General features: G+C 46.7%; 16 protein-coding genes and 1 CRISPR repeat array. Of the genes, 2 read left to right on the top strand and 14 right to left on the bottom strand.

Translation table 11 applies throughout. The annotated features are described in order from the left end of the window. Positions 1-367: 367 nt before the first annotated feature. The 5 genes from nadB to AC0QHF_RS28010 all read right to left on the bottom strand — a co-directional run bounded on the left by nadB (position 368) and on the right by AC0QHF_RS28010 (position 7,531). Positions 368-2,095, bottom strand: a complete 1,728-nt coding sequence (gene nadB / locus AC0QHF_RS27990; protein ID WP_324707566.1) for an L-aspartate oxidase — start codon at positions 2,093-2,095, stop codon at positions 368-370. A 412-nt stretch (positions 2,096-2,507) separates the two neighbouring features. After that, positions 2,508-3,251 carry a macro domain-containing protein gene (locus AC0QHF_RS27995; RefSeq protein ID WP_324707567.1) on the bottom strand — a complete coding sequence of 248 codons (744 nt, stop codon included), beginning with the start codon at positions 3,249-3,251 and terminating at the stop codon, positions 2,508-2,510. A 9-nt stretch (positions 3,252-3,260) separates the two neighbouring features. Further along, positions 3,261-4,499: a DUF4433 domain-containing protein gene (locus tag AC0QHF_RS28000; protein WP_324707568.1), complete on the bottom strand. Its 1,239-nt coding sequence runs from the start codon at positions 4,497-4,499 to the stop codon at positions 3,261-3,263. Between the two features lie 44 nt (positions 4,500-4,543). After that, positions 4,544-6,442, bottom strand: a complete 1,899-nt coding sequence (locus tag AC0QHF_RS28005) for a nuclease-related domain-containing DEAD/DEAH box helicase (RefSeq protein WP_324707569.1) — start codon at positions 6,440-6,442, stop codon at positions 4,544-4,546. A 738-nt stretch (positions 6,443-7,180) separates the two neighbouring features. Next, the gene (locus tag AC0QHF_RS28010; RefSeq protein WP_324707570.1) at positions 7,181-7,531 is read right to left on the bottom strand and encodes a carboxymuconolactone decarboxylase family protein; all 351 of its coding nucleotides are present in this window, start codon (positions 7,529-7,531) and stop codon (positions 7,181-7,183) included. A gap of 208 nt (positions 7,532-7,739) precedes the next feature. Here AC0QHF_RS28010 and AC0QHF_RS28015 point away from each other — a divergent pair, with 208 nt between their 5' ends. After that, positions 7,740-8,369: a hypothetical protein gene (locus AC0QHF_RS28015; protein ID WP_324707571.1), complete on the top strand. Its 630-nt coding sequence runs from the start codon at positions 7,740-7,742 to the stop codon at positions 8,367-8,369. A 327-nt stretch (positions 8,370-8,696) separates the two neighbouring features. After that, positions 8,697-11,034: direct repeats of the CRISPR family, unit length 37 nt; unit sequence GTTTCCGTCCCCTTGCGGGGAATAGGTAGGAAAGAAC. Between the two features lie 330 nt (positions 11,035-11,364). On the opposite strand, the gene cas2 is transcribed toward AC0QHF_RS28015, so the two are convergent. Together cas2 and cas1 are read right to left on the bottom strand one after the other, a co-directional pair. Next, a complete protein-coding gene (cas2, locus tag AC0QHF_RS28020; protein WP_324707572.1) occupies positions 11,365-11,649 on the bottom strand; it encodes a CRISPR-associated endonuclease Cas2 in 285 nt (94 codons plus the stop codon). Between the two features lie 227 nt (positions 11,650-11,876). Next, the gene (gene cas1, locus AC0QHF_RS28025) at positions 11,877-12,890 is read right to left on the bottom strand and encodes a CRISPR-associated endonuclease Cas1 (RefSeq protein WP_324707573.1); all 1,014 of its coding nucleotides are present in this window, start codon (positions 12,888-12,890) and stop codon (positions 11,877-11,879) included. 119 nt (positions 12,891-13,009) lie between these two features. Between cas1 and csx18 the strand changes: the two genes are divergently transcribed. Beyond that, entirely contained in the window at positions 13,010-13,324 is a 315-nt protein-coding gene (gene csx18 / locus AC0QHF_RS28030) for a CRISPR-associated protein Csx18 (RefSeq protein ID WP_324707574.1), read from the top strand. 57 nt (positions 13,325-13,381) lie between these two features. Here the strand turns inward: csx18 and AC0QHF_RS28035 are convergent, their stop codons facing one another. The 7 genes from AC0QHF_RS28035 to csm2 form a co-directional block, all read right to left on the bottom strand. Beyond that, positions 13,382-14,482, bottom strand: a complete 1,101-nt coding sequence (locus AC0QHF_RS28035) for a putative CRISPR-associated protein (protein WP_324707575.1) — start codon at positions 14,480-14,482, stop codon at positions 13,382-13,384. Between the two features lie 127 nt (positions 14,483-14,609). After that, positions 14,610-15,881 carry a TIGR02221 family CRISPR-associated protein gene (gene csx2, locus AC0QHF_RS28040; RefSeq protein ID WP_324707576.1) on the bottom strand — a complete coding sequence of 424 codons (1,272 nt, stop codon included), beginning with the start codon at positions 15,879-15,881 and terminating at the stop codon, positions 14,610-14,612. Between the two features lie 14 nt (positions 15,882-15,895). After that, positions 15,896-16,654 (bottom strand): CRISPR system precrRNA processing endoribonuclease RAMP protein Cas6, encoded by a 759-nt coding sequence (gene cas6, locus AC0QHF_RS28045; RefSeq protein ID WP_324707577.1) that lies wholly within the window; start codon positions 16,652-16,654, stop codon positions 15,896-15,898. 7 nt (positions 16,655-16,661) lie between these two features. Continuing rightward, positions 16,662-17,933, bottom strand: a complete 1,272-nt coding sequence (csm5, locus tag AC0QHF_RS28050) for a type III-A CRISPR-associated RAMP protein Csm5 (RefSeq protein ID WP_324707578.1) — start codon at positions 17,931-17,933, stop codon at positions 16,662-16,664. Between the two features lie 5 nt (positions 17,934-17,938). After that, complete coding sequence (csm4, locus tag AC0QHF_RS28055; protein WP_324707579.1) at positions 17,939-18,982, bottom strand: type III-A CRISPR-associated RAMP protein Csm4; 1,044 nt, start codon at positions 18,980-18,982, stop codon at positions 17,939-17,941. Positions 18,983-18,991: 9 nt separating this feature from the next. Next, positions 18,992-19,936: a type III-A CRISPR-associated RAMP protein Csm3 gene (gene csm3 / locus AC0QHF_RS28060; protein WP_324707580.1), complete on the bottom strand. Its 945-nt coding sequence runs from the start codon at positions 19,934-19,936 to the stop codon at positions 18,992-18,994. Beyond that, positions 19,936-20,409 carry a type III-A CRISPR-associated protein Csm2 gene (csm2, locus tag AC0QHF_RS28065; RefSeq protein ID WP_324707581.1) on the bottom strand — a complete coding sequence of 158 codons (474 nt, stop codon included), beginning with the start codon at positions 20,407-20,409 and terminating at the stop codon, positions 19,936-19,938. Before csm2 ends, csm3 begins: the two co-directional genes overlap by 1 nt. Between the last annotated feature and the right edge of the window lie 24 nt (positions 20,410-20,433).

The raw sequence follows: 20,433 nt of genomic DNA on the forward strand, positions 1-20,433 counted from the left end.
CTCCCCAATCATCTTTAGATGATTTGAGCTGGTAGGGGCGCAAGGCTTGCGCCCTCGGGAATTGATTCCCAAGCGGTGTTGATATCCAACCCGTTTGTTTCCGGGCATTCAACCGGATTTGATATGAGGAGTTCTCAGAACTCACCCGCCTTGAAATGAATTTCAAGGCTGATAGCAAAAGTCCACTCAAGTGGACTCATCTCACCCATTCCAAGCCCTCATAATTGGTGGTTTTGGGGGACAGAAAACTTCCCAATTATTTCTCATTGCTATAGCGGTATGTATTTAGGTGAACACACATCCTCTCTCTGTGTCCTCTGTGCCTCTGTGGTAAAAATTTCGGACGATCCTCACTTCTCCCAAAATATCAAGATCGGATCATTTCTTCCTGATACCGCATCCCCGTGGGCACGGACGTACACCGATCGCCCTTAACAACCGTGTGAACCTGCCAATCTTCCCGGGTTTCCCGATAATCCAAGCGGTAATGTCCGCCGCGGCTTTCGGTGCGGAATGCAGCACTTTTTAAAATTAAATGGGCGATATCTAATAAGTTGAGAAGTTCGGCGACGGACTTCAGATATTTGCCGGTTTCCGGGGATGTAAATCGGACGGTTTTTTGGGGATTTGGAGCGAGTAAATAGGGGCTGATTTCCAGGTTTTCCACCTCCTTTCGCCAACCTTCGACGGTGGCGATCGCCGCTTCCAAAACCTCTCGGGTGCGACAAATTCCGGCGCTATCCCACATCAAAGCTGCCAAATCCTGCCGCAAACTGGCGATGCGGTCGCCGGATGGGACGGGGCGATCGTCGATTTCGACCGTTTCCGGGGACGGTTCGGCTGTGCCATTCATCTCCTTATTTAAATCGCTTTCAATCTTCGACAACTGGGAGGCAAAAACCAAACATTCCAGCAGGGAATTACTCGCCAACCGGTTCGCGCCGTGCACCCCCGTGCTCGCCGTTTCTCCGATCGCGTACAATCCCGAAATCGAGGTGCGGTTCATCACGTCGCAGGCGACTCCCCCCATCCAATAGTGGGCGGCGGGGGCGACGGGCATCAACTCGTTGAAAACGTCGATTCCCCAGTGCTGGCACACTTGGATGATATTCGGAAACCGGCGGCGAATTTTGTCCGGTGCGATCGGCCGCATATCCAAATAAACGTTGGCTTCGGCGGGATTTTCGGCGGTATTTTGTAAGTGGAGATAGATCGCCCGACTGACGACATCTCGCGGCGCCAATTCCCCGGAGGGGTGGTAGTCGAAGGCGAACCGCCGCCCCTCGCGATCGACCAAATGGGCGCCCTCTCCCCTCACCGCTTCGCTGATCAAAAAGTGGGGCGCCCCCGGTTTCATCAGTGCGGTGGGGTGGAATTGGACAAACTCCAGATCCCGAACCGCGGCCCCCGCCCGCCACGCGATCGCGATCCCGTCCCCGGTGCTGACTTCGGGGTTGGTGGTTTTGGCGAACACCTGGCCGCCGCCCCCCGTCGCCAGGACCACGGCTTTGGCCCGCATCCAGCGAATTTGGTTGTCGCAGAGGAGGCTGATGCCCTGACAGCGGCCGGTTTCGGGGTGCAGCCACAGACTCAGGGCGATCGCCTGGGAGATCACCTGAATGTTGGGGCGTTCCAATACCGTCGCCATCAATACGTCCACAATCGCCCGTCCGGTGGTGTCGCGGGAGTGGAGGACTCGGGGGAAGGAGTGGGCGGCTTCCAGGGTGGTGGCCAATTTTTCCCCCTTGCGATCGAAATCGACGCCCAGGTTGACCAAAAATGCGATCGCCTCCGCCGCGTGGTCCACCAAAAACTGCACCGCCTCGCGATCGCACAGTCCCGCCCCGGCTTTGAGGGTATCTTCCAGGTGCAGGTTTGGCGTGTCGGGGGGGTAGATAGCCGCGGCGATGCCCCCCTGAGCCCACGGACTCGAACCGCTTTCGAGGTTGTCCTTCGTCACCAACCCCACCCGCAGATGGGAGGGCAGGCACAAGCTGGCGTAGAGTCCGGCGGCGCCACTGCCGACGACGAGGACATCAAATGGGTTCGGAATGTCTCCGGCGGGGTCGGAAGCGGGGGTGGGGGTTTGGTTCATGCTGTCGAGTGTTACGCTTCAGACGAGTATAGCGCTACGCGCAAGTCAAAAGTCAAAAGTCAAAAGTCAAAAGTTGATTACAAGGGCTTTTCAAAGTCCTACATATCGATTCTTTGGGTGTATTTTCAGCAATTGCCCCAAAATTGGATTAGCCTATTTCGTTTTTGATTAAAGGTTGGATAACTCGCAATTTCAATAGGGTGCGATCGTCTTTTGATTTGGCGTTGGGATTTTGGATTAGCTGTTGAACCTAGCACTTTTTCTGCAAAATGTCAAGCCCCGGAGTATTTTGTATGGGGGGATGGGGTGGAGAGGGGGCGATCGTAAAGTGCGAAACAGCCCCCCCTGATAGAGAATGGAATGGAATATGTTACCGTCGCGTCAGTCCCAACAAGAAAAGAATTGTCTGTAATTAAAATAGCAATTGTAGTTGGGTTGGTTCTCTTTCACTGTCTCCACCAGTTAATTGTTTGTCAGAGTGTAGGTTCTTAGCCATCTCGGATTGAGATTTTGAGTACAACAGCTTAAAAATATCTTCATAAGTTTTTTTACCAACTCCTGGAATTTTTTGCAACTGCCGAAAACGTTGAATTGGCAAAGCTGAATTTATTTTATCGACAATATTGCTGCGGATTTTTAACTTAGAAATCCAGAATTGATTATTTTTTTTATTCAGCATCTCAACCATCAAACCTTCTGTTCCACTAGCATGAGATTCCCGATCCAAGCAAATGTAAACATCTATGTCAACATCACTCAAGTATTTTTCCATAACTTCTCGAACATCATGCCAATTTAACCCTCCTTTATCACAACCCAGCTTCGGAAATGCAATTGATTCAATTTTTGCTCTTTCATAATTGTCAACAAAGTAAGTTAATCCTTGTTCTATCCACTCTAGTTTTGAAGGATACTTCCAATGATTTTTGGTCGCAAAATTCATGATCCAAGGCGATTCATAACCTCGATAGAGGTAAGGATGATCGACCCGAACTTGTTTTTGCTTGCATCGGTTGAGATAGTCTTCATACATATCTGGATAGCGAAGTTTAAATTCCAAAGCCAAACCCGCTCCCATAACTCCCACACAATTGACCGTATTGACAATAGTTTGGGACTCCACATTAAACACCGTTGTATCTGTGTACTTAATCATTAGCAACTCTCAAAAATATAGAGAACGATTGACTTCTACCGATATGTTAACACAATCAGGGATAAGCTCTCGAACTGCTGGCATTTGAAACGGCCATCTACAGAATATCTTAAGAATGCTTTGCACATTTACTCGGTCAGGTACTAACACTTCTGCACACATAATTATTTTATACCTTTGTTTTGTTGCCGGATCTTCATCATTCCATGAACGTCCTTTTATGATTGTCCAAGGTAGTTGTTCTAGCATGGCTAGGTCATGATAAACATTTGTAGCAACCGCTGCTACATTTCCATCAGAAAACAATGTTCCTTCTTCCAAGATTAACATCGGATCAATGCCAAGCATGACAATCTCATCTTGAAGATCCCGTCTTTTATAGAGCATGGTATTTCTGGGATTAAAATAAAAAGGAACATGACCATGCCATCTTGTTCTCCAAGACTGAGCTTCTTGCATGGAAATATCTGTTTTTATAAACCCACCCTGATGAGAAAGATTGTGAGAAAGCAAGCCATTTTCTAAAATCGAATTTAAGTTGGAAATATGTGTCATGTGATACAAATATTTAATCCCAAATTTATTGAGATAATCCCTTCCCAATTCTTTTTTAAAATAAGGATGTTCGGGGATAAACAACCCAATAGTTTCTGATAATTCTCGATCAATATTATGAATCCCAGAGTCCAAAATTCCAATAATTTCTTCTCTCAATTCTTGGGATATTTGTCCGTTAACATCCGCAGGAAGCATTTTTTTGCATATCTGTAGATGCTTGTCTGTAGGCAAAGAATCTCTAATATTTCTTAAATCAGGAGAACACAAAAACTCCGGGGAAAGAGATTCGATCAAGCTCAATTGCTGTTCAGGCTTGATACTGTTGATTTTTTTGATAAGTTGATCTTTAATTTCATTAGCCGATAACATCGATAAGTATCGGTTAATAATGGGTTGCCATATTTTTGGGTCTTGATGTTCAAAACAAGCTTGGAGTACATTACAAGCCGTCTCTTCTGATAATTTAAGTAATTCTAAATTTTGAGCTTGTTCTCGATGATTATAGGGATGGAAACCCAAATCAAACTTGACAAGTTTACCCGCCACTAAATTACTACATTCACATTTTACTTGACTTTTGTGTATATATAAATCTGCTTCGCCTTTTCGTTCAATAAAACCATAGTTGTTTTCAACTCCCCTTTGGGTATTAAAACCGCCAAACCATTTGATTCTTCCAACTTGTATCATTTTCAATTGACCCCAAAATTAATCAACGATAAATTGTGAAAAAATCACAAATAAACAAAATCAAATTTTTTGTCATTTTTGAACTCTCGGATTAACGCATTTTCTTGACAAATAAACAACTTCAATAATTCTTGAGCACGAGTCATGGATACATAAAGCTGACGACGAGCAAGAATACTCCCATCACTACTATCAGAGCATTGGGCAAAATCTTCCATCCAAATAATAAAAACTGCTTTGAACTCTAAACCCAAAGATGATAAACTAGAAATTAATCGAATACCCGGACGACTTTGGCTATAATTCTTCTTACTTTGCTGACCTTTGCTAACCCAATAAAATGAAACATTGGCTTGGGCGAGGTATTGTTGAAAAATATTCATCTGTTTTTTATTCGATTGACGGTGAATTACAGCTATATCTTCTGGTTGATAATTTCCAGATTTTAATAATTTTTTGATTTCCTCTGTCACCACTTGTTCTTGAGTTCGAGAAGAACCTGTCACATAAACTTCTGGACGAGTACCTGAGCGTTGAGCTTGGCTGGGAAGAACGATAGGAAAAGTAATTTCATCAGTTTCTGAGACTTTATCTTGAGGCACAGAATGATGAAGCATCGTCCATGCTGCTGATAGAATTTCTTGAGTATTACGATAATTTTTGTCTAAATCAAATCGCTTGCTAATGGTTCGACCTACAGCTTTAATCCCAACTTCCTTCCATGTAAAATCGTCTCGCTTATAAAGACTTTGGCTACCGTCTGCAACAATCATTAAATCTCCATTTTCCGGATCTTTTAATGCCTGAACACAACAGCGAAACCAAATTGGTACAAAGGTATGAGCTTCATCGACTAAAATTGCATCCCATTTTTGACTGTGTTTTTGTGAAAGCGCTTTCAAAGTCTCTTGACCTACGTATTCATCATAATTGATTCCAGGTTGACTGCCTAAGGATTTGCCAGTTACAATTTTTGACCATTCATGGAAGTTCTCTACCAGGATTCTATTTTGTTGATCTGCGACGACTGAATTTTTGATAACCGATCGCAAGTAAGATGCTAGACTAACATTAAAACAGACAATTAAAACTTTAGCATGGGGATTATTATTGAGGATTAATTTGGCACGAGCCAATAAAAGCAAAGTTTTTCCAGATCCGGAAACACCAAAGAAAATCCGGTGTCCTTCTCCAATTCTGCGCGCCAAATTCTCTTGTTTTGCATCTAGAGTTTTCAGAATTTTGTCATCAGGTAAAGGATAAAAATTACCTCTAACACTGGTCGTTTTTGCTGGTTCATCTCTAATCACCATTTCGGGATTGAGAACGCCTTTAATTGTACTAATCTGATCTGATGTTAGTGGTTCAAAATTGAAATAAGCTTTTACAAACATTTGTCGCAAGCGATCGCACAAATTTTCCGTCGATAAGTTTTGCCAATTTAAAAACTCATCTCGATAGACAACCTGGGGATAAGGAAGAATCTTATCTAAATCAGTCTCGGTGGCTTTTTTATAGTTAATGTTTGACATGATGACACCCAAACCTATCGGAAATGCCACTTTTCCTTGATGCTTACCTTGCTGCTGTTGGAGAATTCGATATTTGGGCAAATTATTTAATAGTTTATCTAGATAATCATTCGCCTGTCGTAAAGGCGATTTTTGCCACTCTACACTTTCTACATCATCTTTCAAAGAAACAATTTGAAAAGTATTAGTATCTGATGGTTCCCTAATTTGATTAGAATACCAACCTTTCACTTCGATTACTAACAATCCTAAATCGGGACCTAAAATAATAAAGTCTGGACAATGACTATTCAGCAGAGGTTCATACCAAACATAAAAGTTATCGTCTAACCGATCGCGCAATATTTCATAAAGTTTTTTTTCTCCTTCACTCGCTTTTGCAGGAATAGGAGATGGAATCATGATTGCCATTTTTGAGTTTCTCCTCTAATTGAATTGATTCGTTTTTTTGATTGAAGGCAACGCTTGGTTTAAAACGCCACAATCATATCACGACAAGCCGATCGCGCCTTTCCGATCCGAGCGATCCGTCATAAACGCGACTAATTCTTCCGGTTTATATTTTATTATCTAACATTGATTGACTTTTGAATGTAAACTTTTATATAGCAACCGTAGCAGTTCGGATACAATTGCCTGTCCCGAGTCCACTTGAGTGGACTTTTGCTATGAGCCTTGAAATGAATTTCAAGGCGGGTTTCAAATTGGCAGATCAGTGCGAACCGTTGCAGTCTGTTGCTATAAATCACGGCTTCGGAGGCCGATCGCACCCTCCCATCAAAACCAAACCGCCGACAGTTCCACCTCGATGCGGGGTGCTCTCATACCTATCGGCCGCAATGCCAACTTTTACGCAAAATCCGATCGCATTTTTTCCATACGTTCCGATTACGCCTCCTCGAAATTCAATTCGATCGCATAGCCGATCGCCTTTTTCCCAGTTTATCCGTGGGGATGAATGCAGTGGGGTTCGAGATGCGATCGCCCCCACCCAACCCTCCCCTTGGTAAGGGGAGGACTATTTAAAATTACGATCGGGTGTTTCTCAAATGAGTCAGCTACGGAGAGTCAAAGTCCCCCTTTTGAAGGGGGATAATGGCGGATCGAACCGTATCGCAACAGATCGACAACTGCTATAAAACTTCGAGATCAGCCCTTTTCAGCCATAAACTGATCGTAAGCCATCAGGGCGTCGGCGCCGAAGACGGTGGACGGACCGCCCCCCATGAGTTGACAGACGCCGATCACTTCCACCAACTCTTCCCGGGTGACGCCGGCTTCGATGCATTCGTGGAGGTGGTGGGCGATGCAACCGTCGCAGCGGGCGGCGATGCCGAGGGCCAGGGCGATCATTTCTTTCGTCTTGTGGGAGAGGGCGCCGTCCTTGGCGGAGGTGGCTATCATCAAGGATTTGAAGGCCTTCATCGTTTCCGGTTCGGCCTTGGCCAGTTCTTTGCTTCCGGCCATGAAGTTTTTGCCGATTTCGGGATAATTTTTCACGATTGTCTCCTGTGAATGTCCGTTGTGGGCGATCGCGGAACCGTTTCGGGTTCTTTTGTTATAATTATATAGGATTTTAGTCATCAAACGGGATAGGGGTGGGTCGGGGCATTTTGAGAGCGATCGCCGAAATTCCCCATTTCAACGGGGCGATCGCGCGGGCGATCGTCGAGAAAAAAGAAATTCGGAGGAAGAGAAGATAGGACAAGTGAAGCGGCGGGAAATTCAAACCATACCGGCGACGACGAATGAAACTTTGCTTCGGGTGTTCGGCACCGTGATGCCGATGGGGTTATTGTTGGTGCGATCGCCCGGTTATTTTTTCACCTCCCAATGGGAGTCCCGCCAAACCCCCCCGCCGGATATCGACACATTTATTACAGCAGAAACGGACGATGTGGCGAGAGTCGGAGAAACGTTGGTTTTCGTGCACCGTTGGCGGGGGAAAGATTTTGATCCGACGGCCTTCGCGCGGGCGAAAGTTTTTTTGTCAAAGGTGACGCGGGGGGTGCGGGAGGCGGGATATCGGGCCGAACCGTTCGATCCCCTCTCGCCCCAACTCAGTTTGCCGCGTCTGGCGGTGGAAGCGGGTTTGGGGAATCTGAGTCCCTACGGATTGTTGGTCCATCCCCGGTTCGGCCCCCGGTTGATTTTGACGGGATTGAAAACCGATTATCCCCTGCAAATATCGAGTCGCCGGCCGGAGGCGGGGGGGTGTACGGATTGCATGGTTTGCGTGCGAAAATGTCCCCAAAACCCGATGGCAACCGGACAGGTGGACATGGCGGTTTGTAAGAGTTGCACGCGCTGTTTGACGGTGTGTCCGGTGGGTTCGTAACCGTTTTTTATTATTGCTGAAATCATGGCATTCGTCAGAGCGATCGCCGTCAATTTTTCGTTTCCAGCGGGCGATCGGACTCTTTCGCTTCGACGATAGTAATGGGAAGTTATTTTAATTTTTTTTGCCCCCAAACCCCCAATTCTGGGGGCTTTGATCGGCTGGAAATTTTGCGAACATTTGACACGGCTATATTGTGAATTTGCCCGTATTTTGGGCTGCAAATGTGTGGCGATTTTTGCTTAAAGTTCTGTCTCCTGACCGGGAATTGGTAGTTAACTTAATTGATTATATAACTATGTAGTTGTCTTATATTGTGTCGCCGGAGTTTCCGTCCCCTTGCGGGGAATAGGTAGGAAAGAACTTTTCCATGAACTTCCAGACAATGACCCGTGTCAGCGATGGCAAGTTTCCGTCCCCTTGCGGGGAATAGGTAGGAAAGAACTGGTCCTACCGTGGATGTAGTCTCATCGAAACGACGTTTCCGTCCCCTTGCGGGGAATAGGTAGGAAAGAACCAACAACAAAATGTTTTCTCAAGTGTTTATCAGTAGCTTGGATGTTTCCGTCCCCTTGCGGGGAATAGGTAGGAAAGAACGTCCGTGCCCGGTGGGAGGAGGCGTACCGCCACGACTTGTTTCCGTCCCCTTGCGGGGAATAGGTAGGAAAGAACACCGAGGTTCCCGGCTAGAGGATTTCCGGCTATTCAGTCGTTTCCGTCCCCTTGCGGGGAATAGGTAGGAAAGAACGGCGTCTTTGAAAGAGTCGACATCTCTTCAGAAGGGATGGAGGTTTCCGTCCCCTTGCGGGGAATAGGTAGGAAAGAACTAATGATTTTAACATTCTACCGAAAATCTCGGTATAAGTTTCCGTCCCCTTGCGGGGAATAGGTAGGAAAGAACTTGTTCAAAATAGAGGCAAATACCATGGTTAACCCTAGTTTCCGTCCCCTTGCGGGGAATAGGTAGGAAAGAACCCGAGAAAAAAGCGGCCCTTCAAGCACTGATGACCGTCCGTTTCCGTCCCCTTGCGGGGAATAGGTAGGAAAGAACCGCGTCCATCATCGAGAAACTCATGAAGCCCGCCCCTCGCGTTTCCGTCCCCTTGCGGGGAATAGGTAGGAAAGAACGAAAGCTTCCAGTTCTTCTCTTTGTTGCGTTCCTTTGTTTCTCGTTTCCGTCCCCTTGCGGGGAATAGGTAGGAAAGAACACGATGCGCCGGACCTCCGATGGTCACGGCGGGGTGATGTTTCCGTCCCCTTGCGGGGAATAGGTAGGAAAGAACAGCATCGGGGTGAAAAAGGCCAAGGTCCGTCCAAGCCGAGTTTCCGTCCCCTTGCGGGGAATAGGTAGGAAAGAACCAGGGAGTAGAGACCCCTTCTGATGTTTATCAAGAGTTTCCGTCCCCTTGCGGGGAATAGGTAGGAAAGAACTCGCAAGCTTCCGACCTGGAAGAACGTCTCAGGCCGAGACTCCGTTTCCGTCCCCTTGCGGGGAATAGGTAGGAAAGAACTGGGTCCAGATGCAGACCCCCGAGAAGGGGCTCCAAGTTTTGTTTCCGTCCCCTTGCGGGGAATAGGTAGGAAAGAACTCTGAATGGTTGCAGTGGTTCTGCGGCCTCCAAGGTGTCGTAGGTTTCCGTCCCCTTGCGGGGAATAGGTAGGAAAGAACAAGTTGATTTCAACACAGGCATGCCGCCACGACGCCTACGTTTCCGTCCCCTTGCGGGGAATAGGTAGGAAAGAACCTGCTGAAGACTTCATAAAGAGCATCAAATAAGGTTAGTTTCCGTCCCCTTGCGGGGAATAGGTAGGAAAGAACACTGAAGAACTTCTCTAGGAATAAAGCAGTATCCCGGCTGGTTTCCGTCCCCTTGCGGGGAATAGGTAGGAAAGAACGTGTGGTCCTACCGGGGCTGTGCCCTGGTAGAAACGAGTTTCCGTCCCCTTGCGGGGAATAGGTAGGAAAGAACTCCGATTGAGGAGGAAGCTTCGAAGAAGGGAACCTCCGTTTCCGTCCCCTTGCGGGGAATAGGTAGGAAAGAACCATACCGCTACGTATTGGAAACAGACTCCGAAGTCCTGGAGGAGTTTCCGTCCCCTTGCGGGGAATAGGTAGGAAAGAACTGGACGACCTGGAGGACGACGACGAAGACTTCGACGTCGTTTCCGTCCCCTTGCGGGGAATAGGTAGGAAAGAACACATAAGATGGGGGGTAAATCATTCATATTTGGAGAGGAGGTTTCCGTCCCCTTGCGGGGAATAGGTAGGAAAGAACCTGCTGTATGAGTATGGCAAGAAGGCGGTGCCGGAAGGCAACCGGTTTCCGTCCCCTTGCGGGGAATAGGTAGGAAAGAACTGACAACCTGATCGGGCATGTCCTGATGTCCCTACGAGAAGGTTTCCGTCCCCTTGCGGGGAATAGGTAGGAAAGAACAACCGTTATTTGTACAATACGGGACCGGGCGGAGGGGCGTTTCCGTCCCCTTGCGGGGAATAGGTAGGAAAGAACCTGGAATCCTTGGCTATCTGTCAATCCAAATCTGCAAGGAGTTTCCGTCCCCTTGCGGGGAATAGGTAGGAAAGAACTTGGGCGCGACGCAACCCACACTGGGGTATCCACCCCACATGTTTCCGTCCCCTTGCGGGGAATAGGTAGGAAAGAACCCTATACCTTTGGAAACTATACGCTATGCGGTTTTCAAGGTGCGTTTGCGCGAGAGCACGGAGAAACTGCTTAACAAAACTTTACGGGCTTTGTTGTCGCGAGAAAATTTCTTCGTTTTCGATGGTTTTTATAGTATCAGCCCTTGCGCGAGACTGTCAACCCCCAAAAACACAAAATTTTCTTTTTCTTGCTGACGGATACATCAACTCCCGCGTCCCTGCTCGTCGCGCCACATTCTTAAAAAAAGCAACATAACTTCACAAAAGCTGAAACGATTTTCCCACAAGCATTCCAGCCCCAAAACTTTCAAAAATAGCGCGATCGCACCCCTACAAAATGAGAAAATCCGGCGGCTCGTAGGGGGCCGGCCCGCCGTACACCTTCACCTGGGCTTTGGTGGCGGGATTGAGGGGATAGGCCCGCAGGCTATCCTCCTCCAACTTCAAAACCCTCAGCCATCGTTTATTTAATAAATCCTCCAGAACTTTTTCCTCCAGGGGACACTCGAACACCGAATACTGAACCCGCTGACATCGCTGTTCGAGCAACTTCGCCAACTTGTTGCGGCGCTTGTCGTCCCGGACGTCGTAGCAAACCAACCAAAAATTCGCCATAATCATTCCTCAAAACGTTAAAAGTCAAAAGTCCGATCTTTTGATTCATCAGTCCTATGGTGTCCGGATAATCTGTTGGGTTTCGTTCCTCAACCCAACCGACATCGGCTCTAGCCCCCAAACCCCCAATTCTGGGGGCTTTGATGCAGATCCCCCGATTAGCCCGACCATTGCAGATCCTCCCCCAGCGGAGTTTTCGCCGGATTTGATATCAATACCGGCTTTGCTCAACGCAAGGTAAACGCCTCGTAGTCCAGGCGAGTTTCCACCAGACAACGGCCGAGCGATCGCGCCTGTTCCAACAGGATCTGACTCAATTTCAACTTCCGATTTTGGGGCGGATATAAAATAGAGTCCTGAAATTGGCGTTCCAACTGCCCCAAATACAGCTTTTTCACCGTCTGCCCCAACCAGACCCCCTCCTCATCCCCCGGCGCCGGTTCAAAATCATTCGGATCGATCAACCCGCCGTTCACCAAAGCGATGGCGGCGCGATCGACCACCACGGGGCGAAACTCCTCCATCAGATCCAGGACTAAATTGGGGCGAAATGGAGTAATAGCGTGGAAAAAGCCCAAATAGGGGTCGAACCCAGCCTGGACGCCGGCGGCAAAAATCCGCGCCAACAAAACGCCGTAACCCCAACTCAGCAGGGCATTCACCGGATCGCGGGGCGGGCGGCGGTTGCGTCCCCCGAACTTCCACTCGGGGGGGAACCAGTGGGTCAGGGCTTGGTAGTAGATGCGGGCGCAGATCCCCTCCACACCCATCAACTCGTCGCGATCGAGGGGGGTTTCCGTCTGTTTGAGGCGGGGGAGGTAGGAGGCGATGGTGTCGATCGCCTCGGTGAGTTGTCCGATGCGCCCCCCGGTGTCCCGGTTGCGCCGCTGGAGGACGTACCGCTGGTTTCTGACTTTCCCCAAAATCAGCCGTTGGGCCAGGGCCATGCCGAAGGTGGTGTCCAGGGCGCGATATTGGGCGAGTCGCACCGTGGGGTTGGTGGCGAAGTGCCCCTGGAGGCGCCCGCGAAACCGCCCGTCCCGGCGCAGGAAAATGGTTTCGATGCCGCGATCGAGGAGTTGGGCGATCGCGCCATCCGTCAACTGCACGCCGGGGAGGATGACGATCAAATCAACTTCGGCGAGGCGGCAGGTTGTGGACTTCTCGGACTGCTCAATTTTTAGGGTCTGATTCTGATACCGAACCACGGTTTGGGGTTCGGTCAGGTAAAGGGTGGTCATGGCGATAATGTAAAGAAAATTATAGTATTTAAACAGAATGTTTCAATTGTTGGTCATCTCGTTTTTTTAGCATATAATTGTTGGTGAAAAAAATCAATTGAAAATCGGGGTCTAAAATCATGAACCGTTCCAGTGCCCGGACGCTGATCCGGTATCGCAGCATCGGGGTCGCGATCGCCAATGCCGTCGCAACTTGGGTGTTCTTAATTATCGCGCCTTTGGGATTGTTTACCGTCATCATCTGTACGGCTTTCGTGTTCGGAATTTCTCTGGCTGCGGGAATTGCGGGCGATCGCACCCTGTTCTCACTCCTGCGACGCAACGGCTGGGAAATGATGATGTCTGACGATCCGGAATTGTACACCCAGGGACGGGTGCAGCAACCCCCGCAATCGCCCTTATATCAACGCGATCAGAATCTTTTAGACAGATAAATACTGTGGGGGTGGCTGTTGAGCCACCCCCAGTTATATGGATTCAGCCGAAACAGCTTACTCGGCAAATTCCTGGTTCAGGTGGATGGCGATACTGTTGGTTTCCGCCAGATTTCGCCCCGTCGTCTGGATGCACAAACCGTAACCCGCATCCGTCCAGGTGAGGACGAACTCGACAATCCCATCGGCAGTAGTGCGCCGAATTGGGTTGGTTTGATTGGGGTTAAATGGCAAAGAATTTACAATCTTAAGGACGTAGGGAGAACGGCGAATTTTTTTAGAAAAATCTTCCAGAATATCTTTGCCATGATCGTCTCGCAAACTGATAGGTTTGCGATCTGGAACGGTGTCATTTTGGGGAATACTGGACAAAATCGCCGTTTCCTGTTTGGCGAATTGCAGGCGCGATCGCTCGTTGAATAAGATCCCCATTGCCGAAAGACAGACCAAATCCGCTTCGCGATCGAGCAAAGATTGAAGGTAGGGATCTTCGAGGGAAAATTCGAGATTAGAAACTTCGACGATATTTTCCGTTTCCAGAGATTCAAACAGCAAATAATTGTTCAACCAAAACGCCAAATCGAGGGCGACGGGTTGGGGCGGCAGTTCGATCACCTCCGAAAACTTCTCGAACAGGTAATAGACGGGAATTCCCAACGCCTGTCCGATCATCCCCGCGAAGGAAATTTGGGCTTTGTAGCCTCCCGTGGCATTGATAGCGATCGCTTCCGGGGAGAACTTGCGGACTTCGGTGCTAATTTCCCGAACCAAATTTTTCAAACCTTTTTGTCGAAAATCCTGGACACTATCATCCCGGAGTCCCTCCAAAACGCGATACTCAACCCGTTCAAATTTCAGGGGATTTTTGTTATTATCAAAATACAGTTTCAGCAAATTTCCCATCGCCCTGCCGTCGTCCGTATCAGAGACGAGAAAGATCAGGGACAGGCGATTTGGCAAAAACCCCTTGTCGCAAATGCTGGCGATGGAGTTAATTTCCGCCCCGCAGAGGCGATCGGAGTTGCTGCGATCGAGGAGGGACAGGGAGAGTTGCTGCCAGTTGTGGGCGTTGAAGGCGTCCTGAATGTCCGAATCGGGCGATCGTCTTAGGTTGTTCAGGAGGCTGGTTCCGACGGTGCAAATGAGCGTGTTTCTCATGGTTGTTGCAAATTAGATAATAGAGCAGGAGAAGATTAGAATTAGAGTCAATTATCCAGAGGAATAGACGGACTTTATATCGATGATAAAGCCACATTTTTTTACCCCCTAGACAATTTTTAAAACTCTAGCTCGGCTTGTCGATGATCTCCCAGGCTACAGCAATCTGATTCAGTTGTTGTAAGATTTCTTGTAAGGTGTTCTTAATTTCTGCCACAGTTTTCGGATTTTTGCGAAATCCAGAATGTAGAACATCATTGCGTAAATTAGCCAACTTACAAGGCGGATTGTTCCACAACTGATTGATCGTCTTACGTTTAGATTGTTCAATTTCTTTATATTGACTGCGGTAAATGGACTCCCGATCTCCCACTTTACCACCACAGCAAAGGATTTCCATTTCTTCGCGTGTTTGTTTATCCATTGGATCGAGTTCAAAATGATAACAAAGGAGAGAAGGTAGCCATTCCCGTGCCAGTGATATAGCTTGGACATCTAGACCCTTCTTTGCATACCACTCAATTTCAAAAAGCTGTTTCTGCAATGCAGCCTTGCCATTGTCTTGATAATTTTGCGGTTCTTCTAAGGCAAACTGACCATACTCATCTACAACCCGATTTAACAACATCTCAAATGGTGGCACAACTTTTCCTAAATCTGGTTTAGCCTGTTCAATATCCTCTGGTAATGCAGCCGCCGCCGTCATCACATCCATCGGACGCAATAACTGCAAACCTTGTGAAATTTCTAAAATGCGATCGCCCAATGCTTGCGTATGACCTTCCGCTTCTTGTAGCAATTGCGCCAAGTCTTGACCATTCCCTGTTTTTAAAAACTGGTCAGTTGCGGTGAGCCAGTCAAACAAGCGGACCACTGGTAAAAGGTCAAACGTGGGGGTAATGCCATTCTCCTTTGCTTCAAACGCGCCATAAAGCAAACCTTCGATAGCAATATTTCGTACAACTCGAAAATAACTGACTGCCAACAGTGCAACAATCGGCACGGAGCGAAATGAATGTGTGATGTCGAAAATGACGCGATCGCCTTCTTCTAAACATTCATTAACTTTATTGAAAATAGTCCATATATCTTCTGGACTATTGCGCTCGGGAATGTTTTTGACTGGGACGATCTCGATGTTTGGAAATTTCTCTGCCAATCGTTCTTCAAGTTGATGCCAATTTGAGCGATCTTCTTTTTTTTCTTTATGTCCGGGACATTCATTTTCAACCTTTGGAGTTAAGAAAATATACATTTTGTCGGGCTGATAAAATTCAGCTAAAGCCTCTTGATAGTATTTTGTTTTCAAAGAGATTGACTTTGTAGGATGTTGATATTCTGTGACTTGGTAAGAGTTAAATCCTAAAAAAGAAAGGATTTTTGTGATTTGTTTTGCCATGATTAATGACTCCTCTAATCAGTTTGTGTTTGGCCCATTCCCAAGCGAGTTTTGATCCCCGTTCCTGAAAACTGAGCATATTGAACTAACAAGTTGGCGACGTTCGCCAGTAAAGGATCGGTTTTGTACAGCGCCTTTAAGGTGACTTCGCCAACAAATCCGGTCGCCGAGTCTTTTCCGATGCGGAATAGTTGAGTCGAAATGCGATGACGCTTGATTGCGATCGCATTTGCTAAATAACCAATCAATTCTCCCCCACCCAAATAAATGGGAGCAAAGTTATTCCAAGATTTCAGCCAACTCCGAAACATGAGTCCGGGAACTGGAAGGGGAAGCTTGATCGATTGCTGGGCGAAAGCAGTGGGGGTTGTAAACTGTAACTGAAACTCGCGGATGGGTTCCGGCTCATTAGCGACTAAGGTTGTGTAAAGCTGTTCGTAACTCGCGATCTGATCTTGGCGATCGCCAACCGAAAATTTAGTCCCCAAAAATTCTAAGCCATCGGACAGGTCGAGAGATGCGATCGCCTTAGAACTTTTTTCTTGCAACCCAGAAAATGTGAGACGATAAAACTCTTCCGGTTGAAACGTGATAAAATCTCCGGCTCCCCAGCACCGCCCTCTAATGGTCGAAAAGCTGGTATCTGGGATAATATCGCCACCAATTTCTAACCCCAATTTATGGTGAAGTTGCTTGACCAACTCTAAGCCGTAAGATCGGGGAAGTGTCATCGGTTCGGAAACCGTCAATGTCCAAGTCGAACGAATCAGCATCAATTAATTATCCCTTAAATCTGACCCACCCCGGAACATATTTAATATCTCCTCTAGGATCGACCACAGTACGACGAGATTTTGGAGCTTCAAAGTTGGGCGCTCTAATCCCACAAGTATCTCGAATCTGTTTTCGCAAATCATCCTTAAAAAGCCATCCTACCGTTGTTCCCGTCATGCCACTTGCCCAGCCAATTCGCAAATTATAAGGACATTCTTCCTTTTCATAAAAATCTCGAATCGCTTCAAAATCAAGATTTTTACCTTGATGCCGTTTGTTTTTCACCATCGCCCAATAATCATATTCTCCATCCCACTGATCTTGAGCAAAAGTTTGACAGATATTCAGCAATTCATCTACAGAGTGAAACGGAATTTTCATCCCTTGCTTGTGCTTGAACCAGGACAACATTTCAGTATCCAGAGCCAAGGCAAAAGTCGTTTTGACATTTCGGACAACCTCTGCATAAATAGAAGCTCTGTATTTGGCATTCCAATCCTCAAAATGGCTGGAAACGATAACTTCAGCTACAGCGGGAATGTTAAAAGTAACTATTTTGTTGTTTTTGAGCGTCACCTTTCTTTTAATTAAAGGTTGAGAATCAGTGACTTGGACGGCTCTCATAATATCAGTGTTTGGCCCGGTACGGGCTGAAATCGATTTCCCTTGGTAGTTTAATGAAAAATCAGAAAATAAACTATCCATGAATAGCCGATCATCTGCCCACTTTGACCTTTGTTTTAACTCTCCATTATTCAACTGCTGCCTGAGTCTTTGCTCGATCGCACTCACTCGGTTAGAATTGGGTACTCCATACTCCTGATCATTTTTGAGCAAGTAATATGCGATCGCTGTTCTAATCGCACCTTTAATTGAGGTTCCCGGAATATAAAGCTGTCCGAATCCGTTCCGAATCATCGGTCGTAAATCGGTAACTCTTTCATCCGTCCACTTAGCATCGATCGCAGCTTCTGGAAAAATGCGATTGCCCACAGAATCTTCAGCATCGTGCCACCGCTCACCAAATGCTGATTGAAGAATACCGGTCAGTTCTTCTCGACGCTCGATCGCACCAATATAGTCCTGCAATTTTCCCCGATTTCGCAATTCCCTTGCCAGAGCTTCTTGATCTGGAAGATAGACTTTTTGCCTTGTCTGAACATATTCAAATGGGTTCAGCCGAGATACCGCAGACCCAATATGCAGCAGGGGACTCGATAATGTAATCGTTCGAGTTTCGTAAACTTGAGGCTTGGAAAGATTAGAAGAAGCAACCATGATTGTCAATAGAGAATAATGGGCAAACTAAAAGCAATTCCACTCCGATAAATTTTATGCAATTTTTGAAATTGGTAGGGAGTGACATCCGCCAGTTGTCCGTCAGGACGCACGGGAAATACCGAGCCTTCGACAAACATCCGCACTTTTTTACGTCGCAGTTGTCGCCCCGAAAAGGGAGAGGAAATCCACCCCCCTCGTTCCAAGATTCCATAGCTGGCGCGATCGGCATGGAGTGTATCTGGAATGGGAGTTTGCCAAAGCAAACTGATTAAACTGTAGTCAGTTGGTTGAGAACAGTTGAGCAACTTTTTCCATGTATCTGATAAATCCGACCAGGTCGCTTCAAACTGTCCTGCACCACTCGATCGCTCACCACCTAAGCCTTCATCTCCCAGCAGATTTAAGGCTGCGTGAAGTCGATTTTCTAGGTCTTGATCGGCATTAATAAACTCGATCAAAAAGTACAAGCCACAGGAGCGATCGAATTGAACAAAACCAGTGTGGTAGAAATTCGTCGCCCGAGTCGTGCGATCGATGGCCACTTTCGGGGTTTTATGGATTTGATAGGTTTGGCTATAGTCAAAGATTCCCGCATTATTAAGAGAACCAGAGGTTTTAGTCTTGTTTGTATAGCCAATCAATTCGGTGCGATCGTCGTTCGTAAACCCATTACCTTGATACCAACGTTGCCAAACATCCAAAGGCAAGTAATGAATTTTTTTGTAGGTCTTGGCAAATTCCAAGTCATTCCCTACCGGATATCCCCGAGGAAATTTGAGCGGTTTTGGCAGGTAGTCAATCCTATTTTTTCCGTCATCATAATAAACAAATGTTGAACTGATGCGAAAAGGAGGTGATGGGTCAAAAGACTTCAGTAAATCTTCGACGGCATCTTTTCCAAACAAGCGAGCGTAGGTAACAATCAATGCACTAAATAATGTATCCGATCGCACCCGCTCGCTCGTTTCCTCAACTCCAATTCCGACTTCACCAAAATGGGCAGAATGTTGTCCAAAATTCAGGCTAACTCGCTTGTAGTTGCTCATAACTTAGGTTTAACTTCCTGGTAACTGAGATTGGATTTCACTAAATCGGCTTAAAAACTCAGAAGTGTTTTTGACAGATGGAAAGTTAATAGAAGTACCGCTGCCACCGGCAATATTTTCGTATTGTTTGGCATCGCGGTAAGAAAAATTAAAGTTCTCAAACTTCACTTTTCCGTAACCCCGAGAACCGTGTCCACCCAACGCATCGTCTTCTAAAATTGACAGGGCGATCGCCAAGTTTTTAACATCTTCAATCGCCTGACTTTCATCCTCGACGGTATATACCATTTCAAAGGTAAATTTCGATCCGGCTGGAACTCGCTCCAATTGTCTGGGATTCGCTGCGGCTGTCACCCGATCTAATCCGTTCTCAAACTTCCACTCAGTCATATACAACCCCGTGTCAATGTTGCGGAGTTGCTCTGCCGATTCCGGAGTCAAATGGCAATCCCGCACAATCAAACGAGCCGGACAATTTCTGCCTTTAATTTTTGTATGAGATACACCATCAATTGTTTTAGTTCCCTGCCCCTCTAATTCTTGTGACTGGGCGATCTCAGTGGGAATCCAACAGCTAGAACCGCCAGTGGAGCCAAACAAACGGCTAACCTGACAAGTTTTTGCCCCTTCATATTCAACATACTGATCCCGTTGAATCTCTGTATAACCACTTTCCAGATCGTCACTTTCATAGCGGTATGTTCCGCTGCCTCCACCCCGGTTTAAAGGTTTATTCAGCCATCGTTCCAAAATTGACCTCAATTTACCTTTAATCGAAGAACCCGGCAGATAAGGATACTGACTCACCGGGTCGCGAATCACAGGTTTATCCAGTCCTCCAATTTCTAACGTTTCTCCACCACCACCAATATGTAGTCCTGTTTCAATAATTAGAGTTCCGGTGATTTTCAACTTACCAACTAATGGTTTTTGAGGTCTTTCAATAACTGTCATTATTTTCCTCCTTCGGCTTTATGATAAGCAATAACAGACTCGATCAATTGAACTAATCGCTCAAAGTCTTCTAAAGAGTGTACCTGGTCAATAGCAGCAGACATAACATCACTTAAAGGTTTGGCTGCTTCTTGTCTGGCTGCTGCATAAGCCAACTTGGGCTTTAGAAGTACAATTTCCGGTTCAATCTCGGAAAAAAGCTGATTCTGATTTTCTTCAGTTTGAGCCAGCTTTGCCTTCAAACGATTAATTGCATCCAAAAACTTGCGGATCTGATTGGTTTCTAACCTCTTGTTTTTTAGATAGGGTCCAAAAATTTCAGCGTGTTTCACCAGATCTCGAATGGGGTAATCTTTGAGAGTCCCATTTTTCTGATTGTTCAACTGGTGAATTGCTTTAATTATCTCTTGCTCTGGGCTTTGAGATATTTGAGGCTGAGTTTGTGGGTTGCGTCTAGGTTTATTTGGGGTCATAGTAACTGCCTGTATTCATAACGA

The organism is Lyngbya sp. CCY1209, assembly GCF_055795065.1.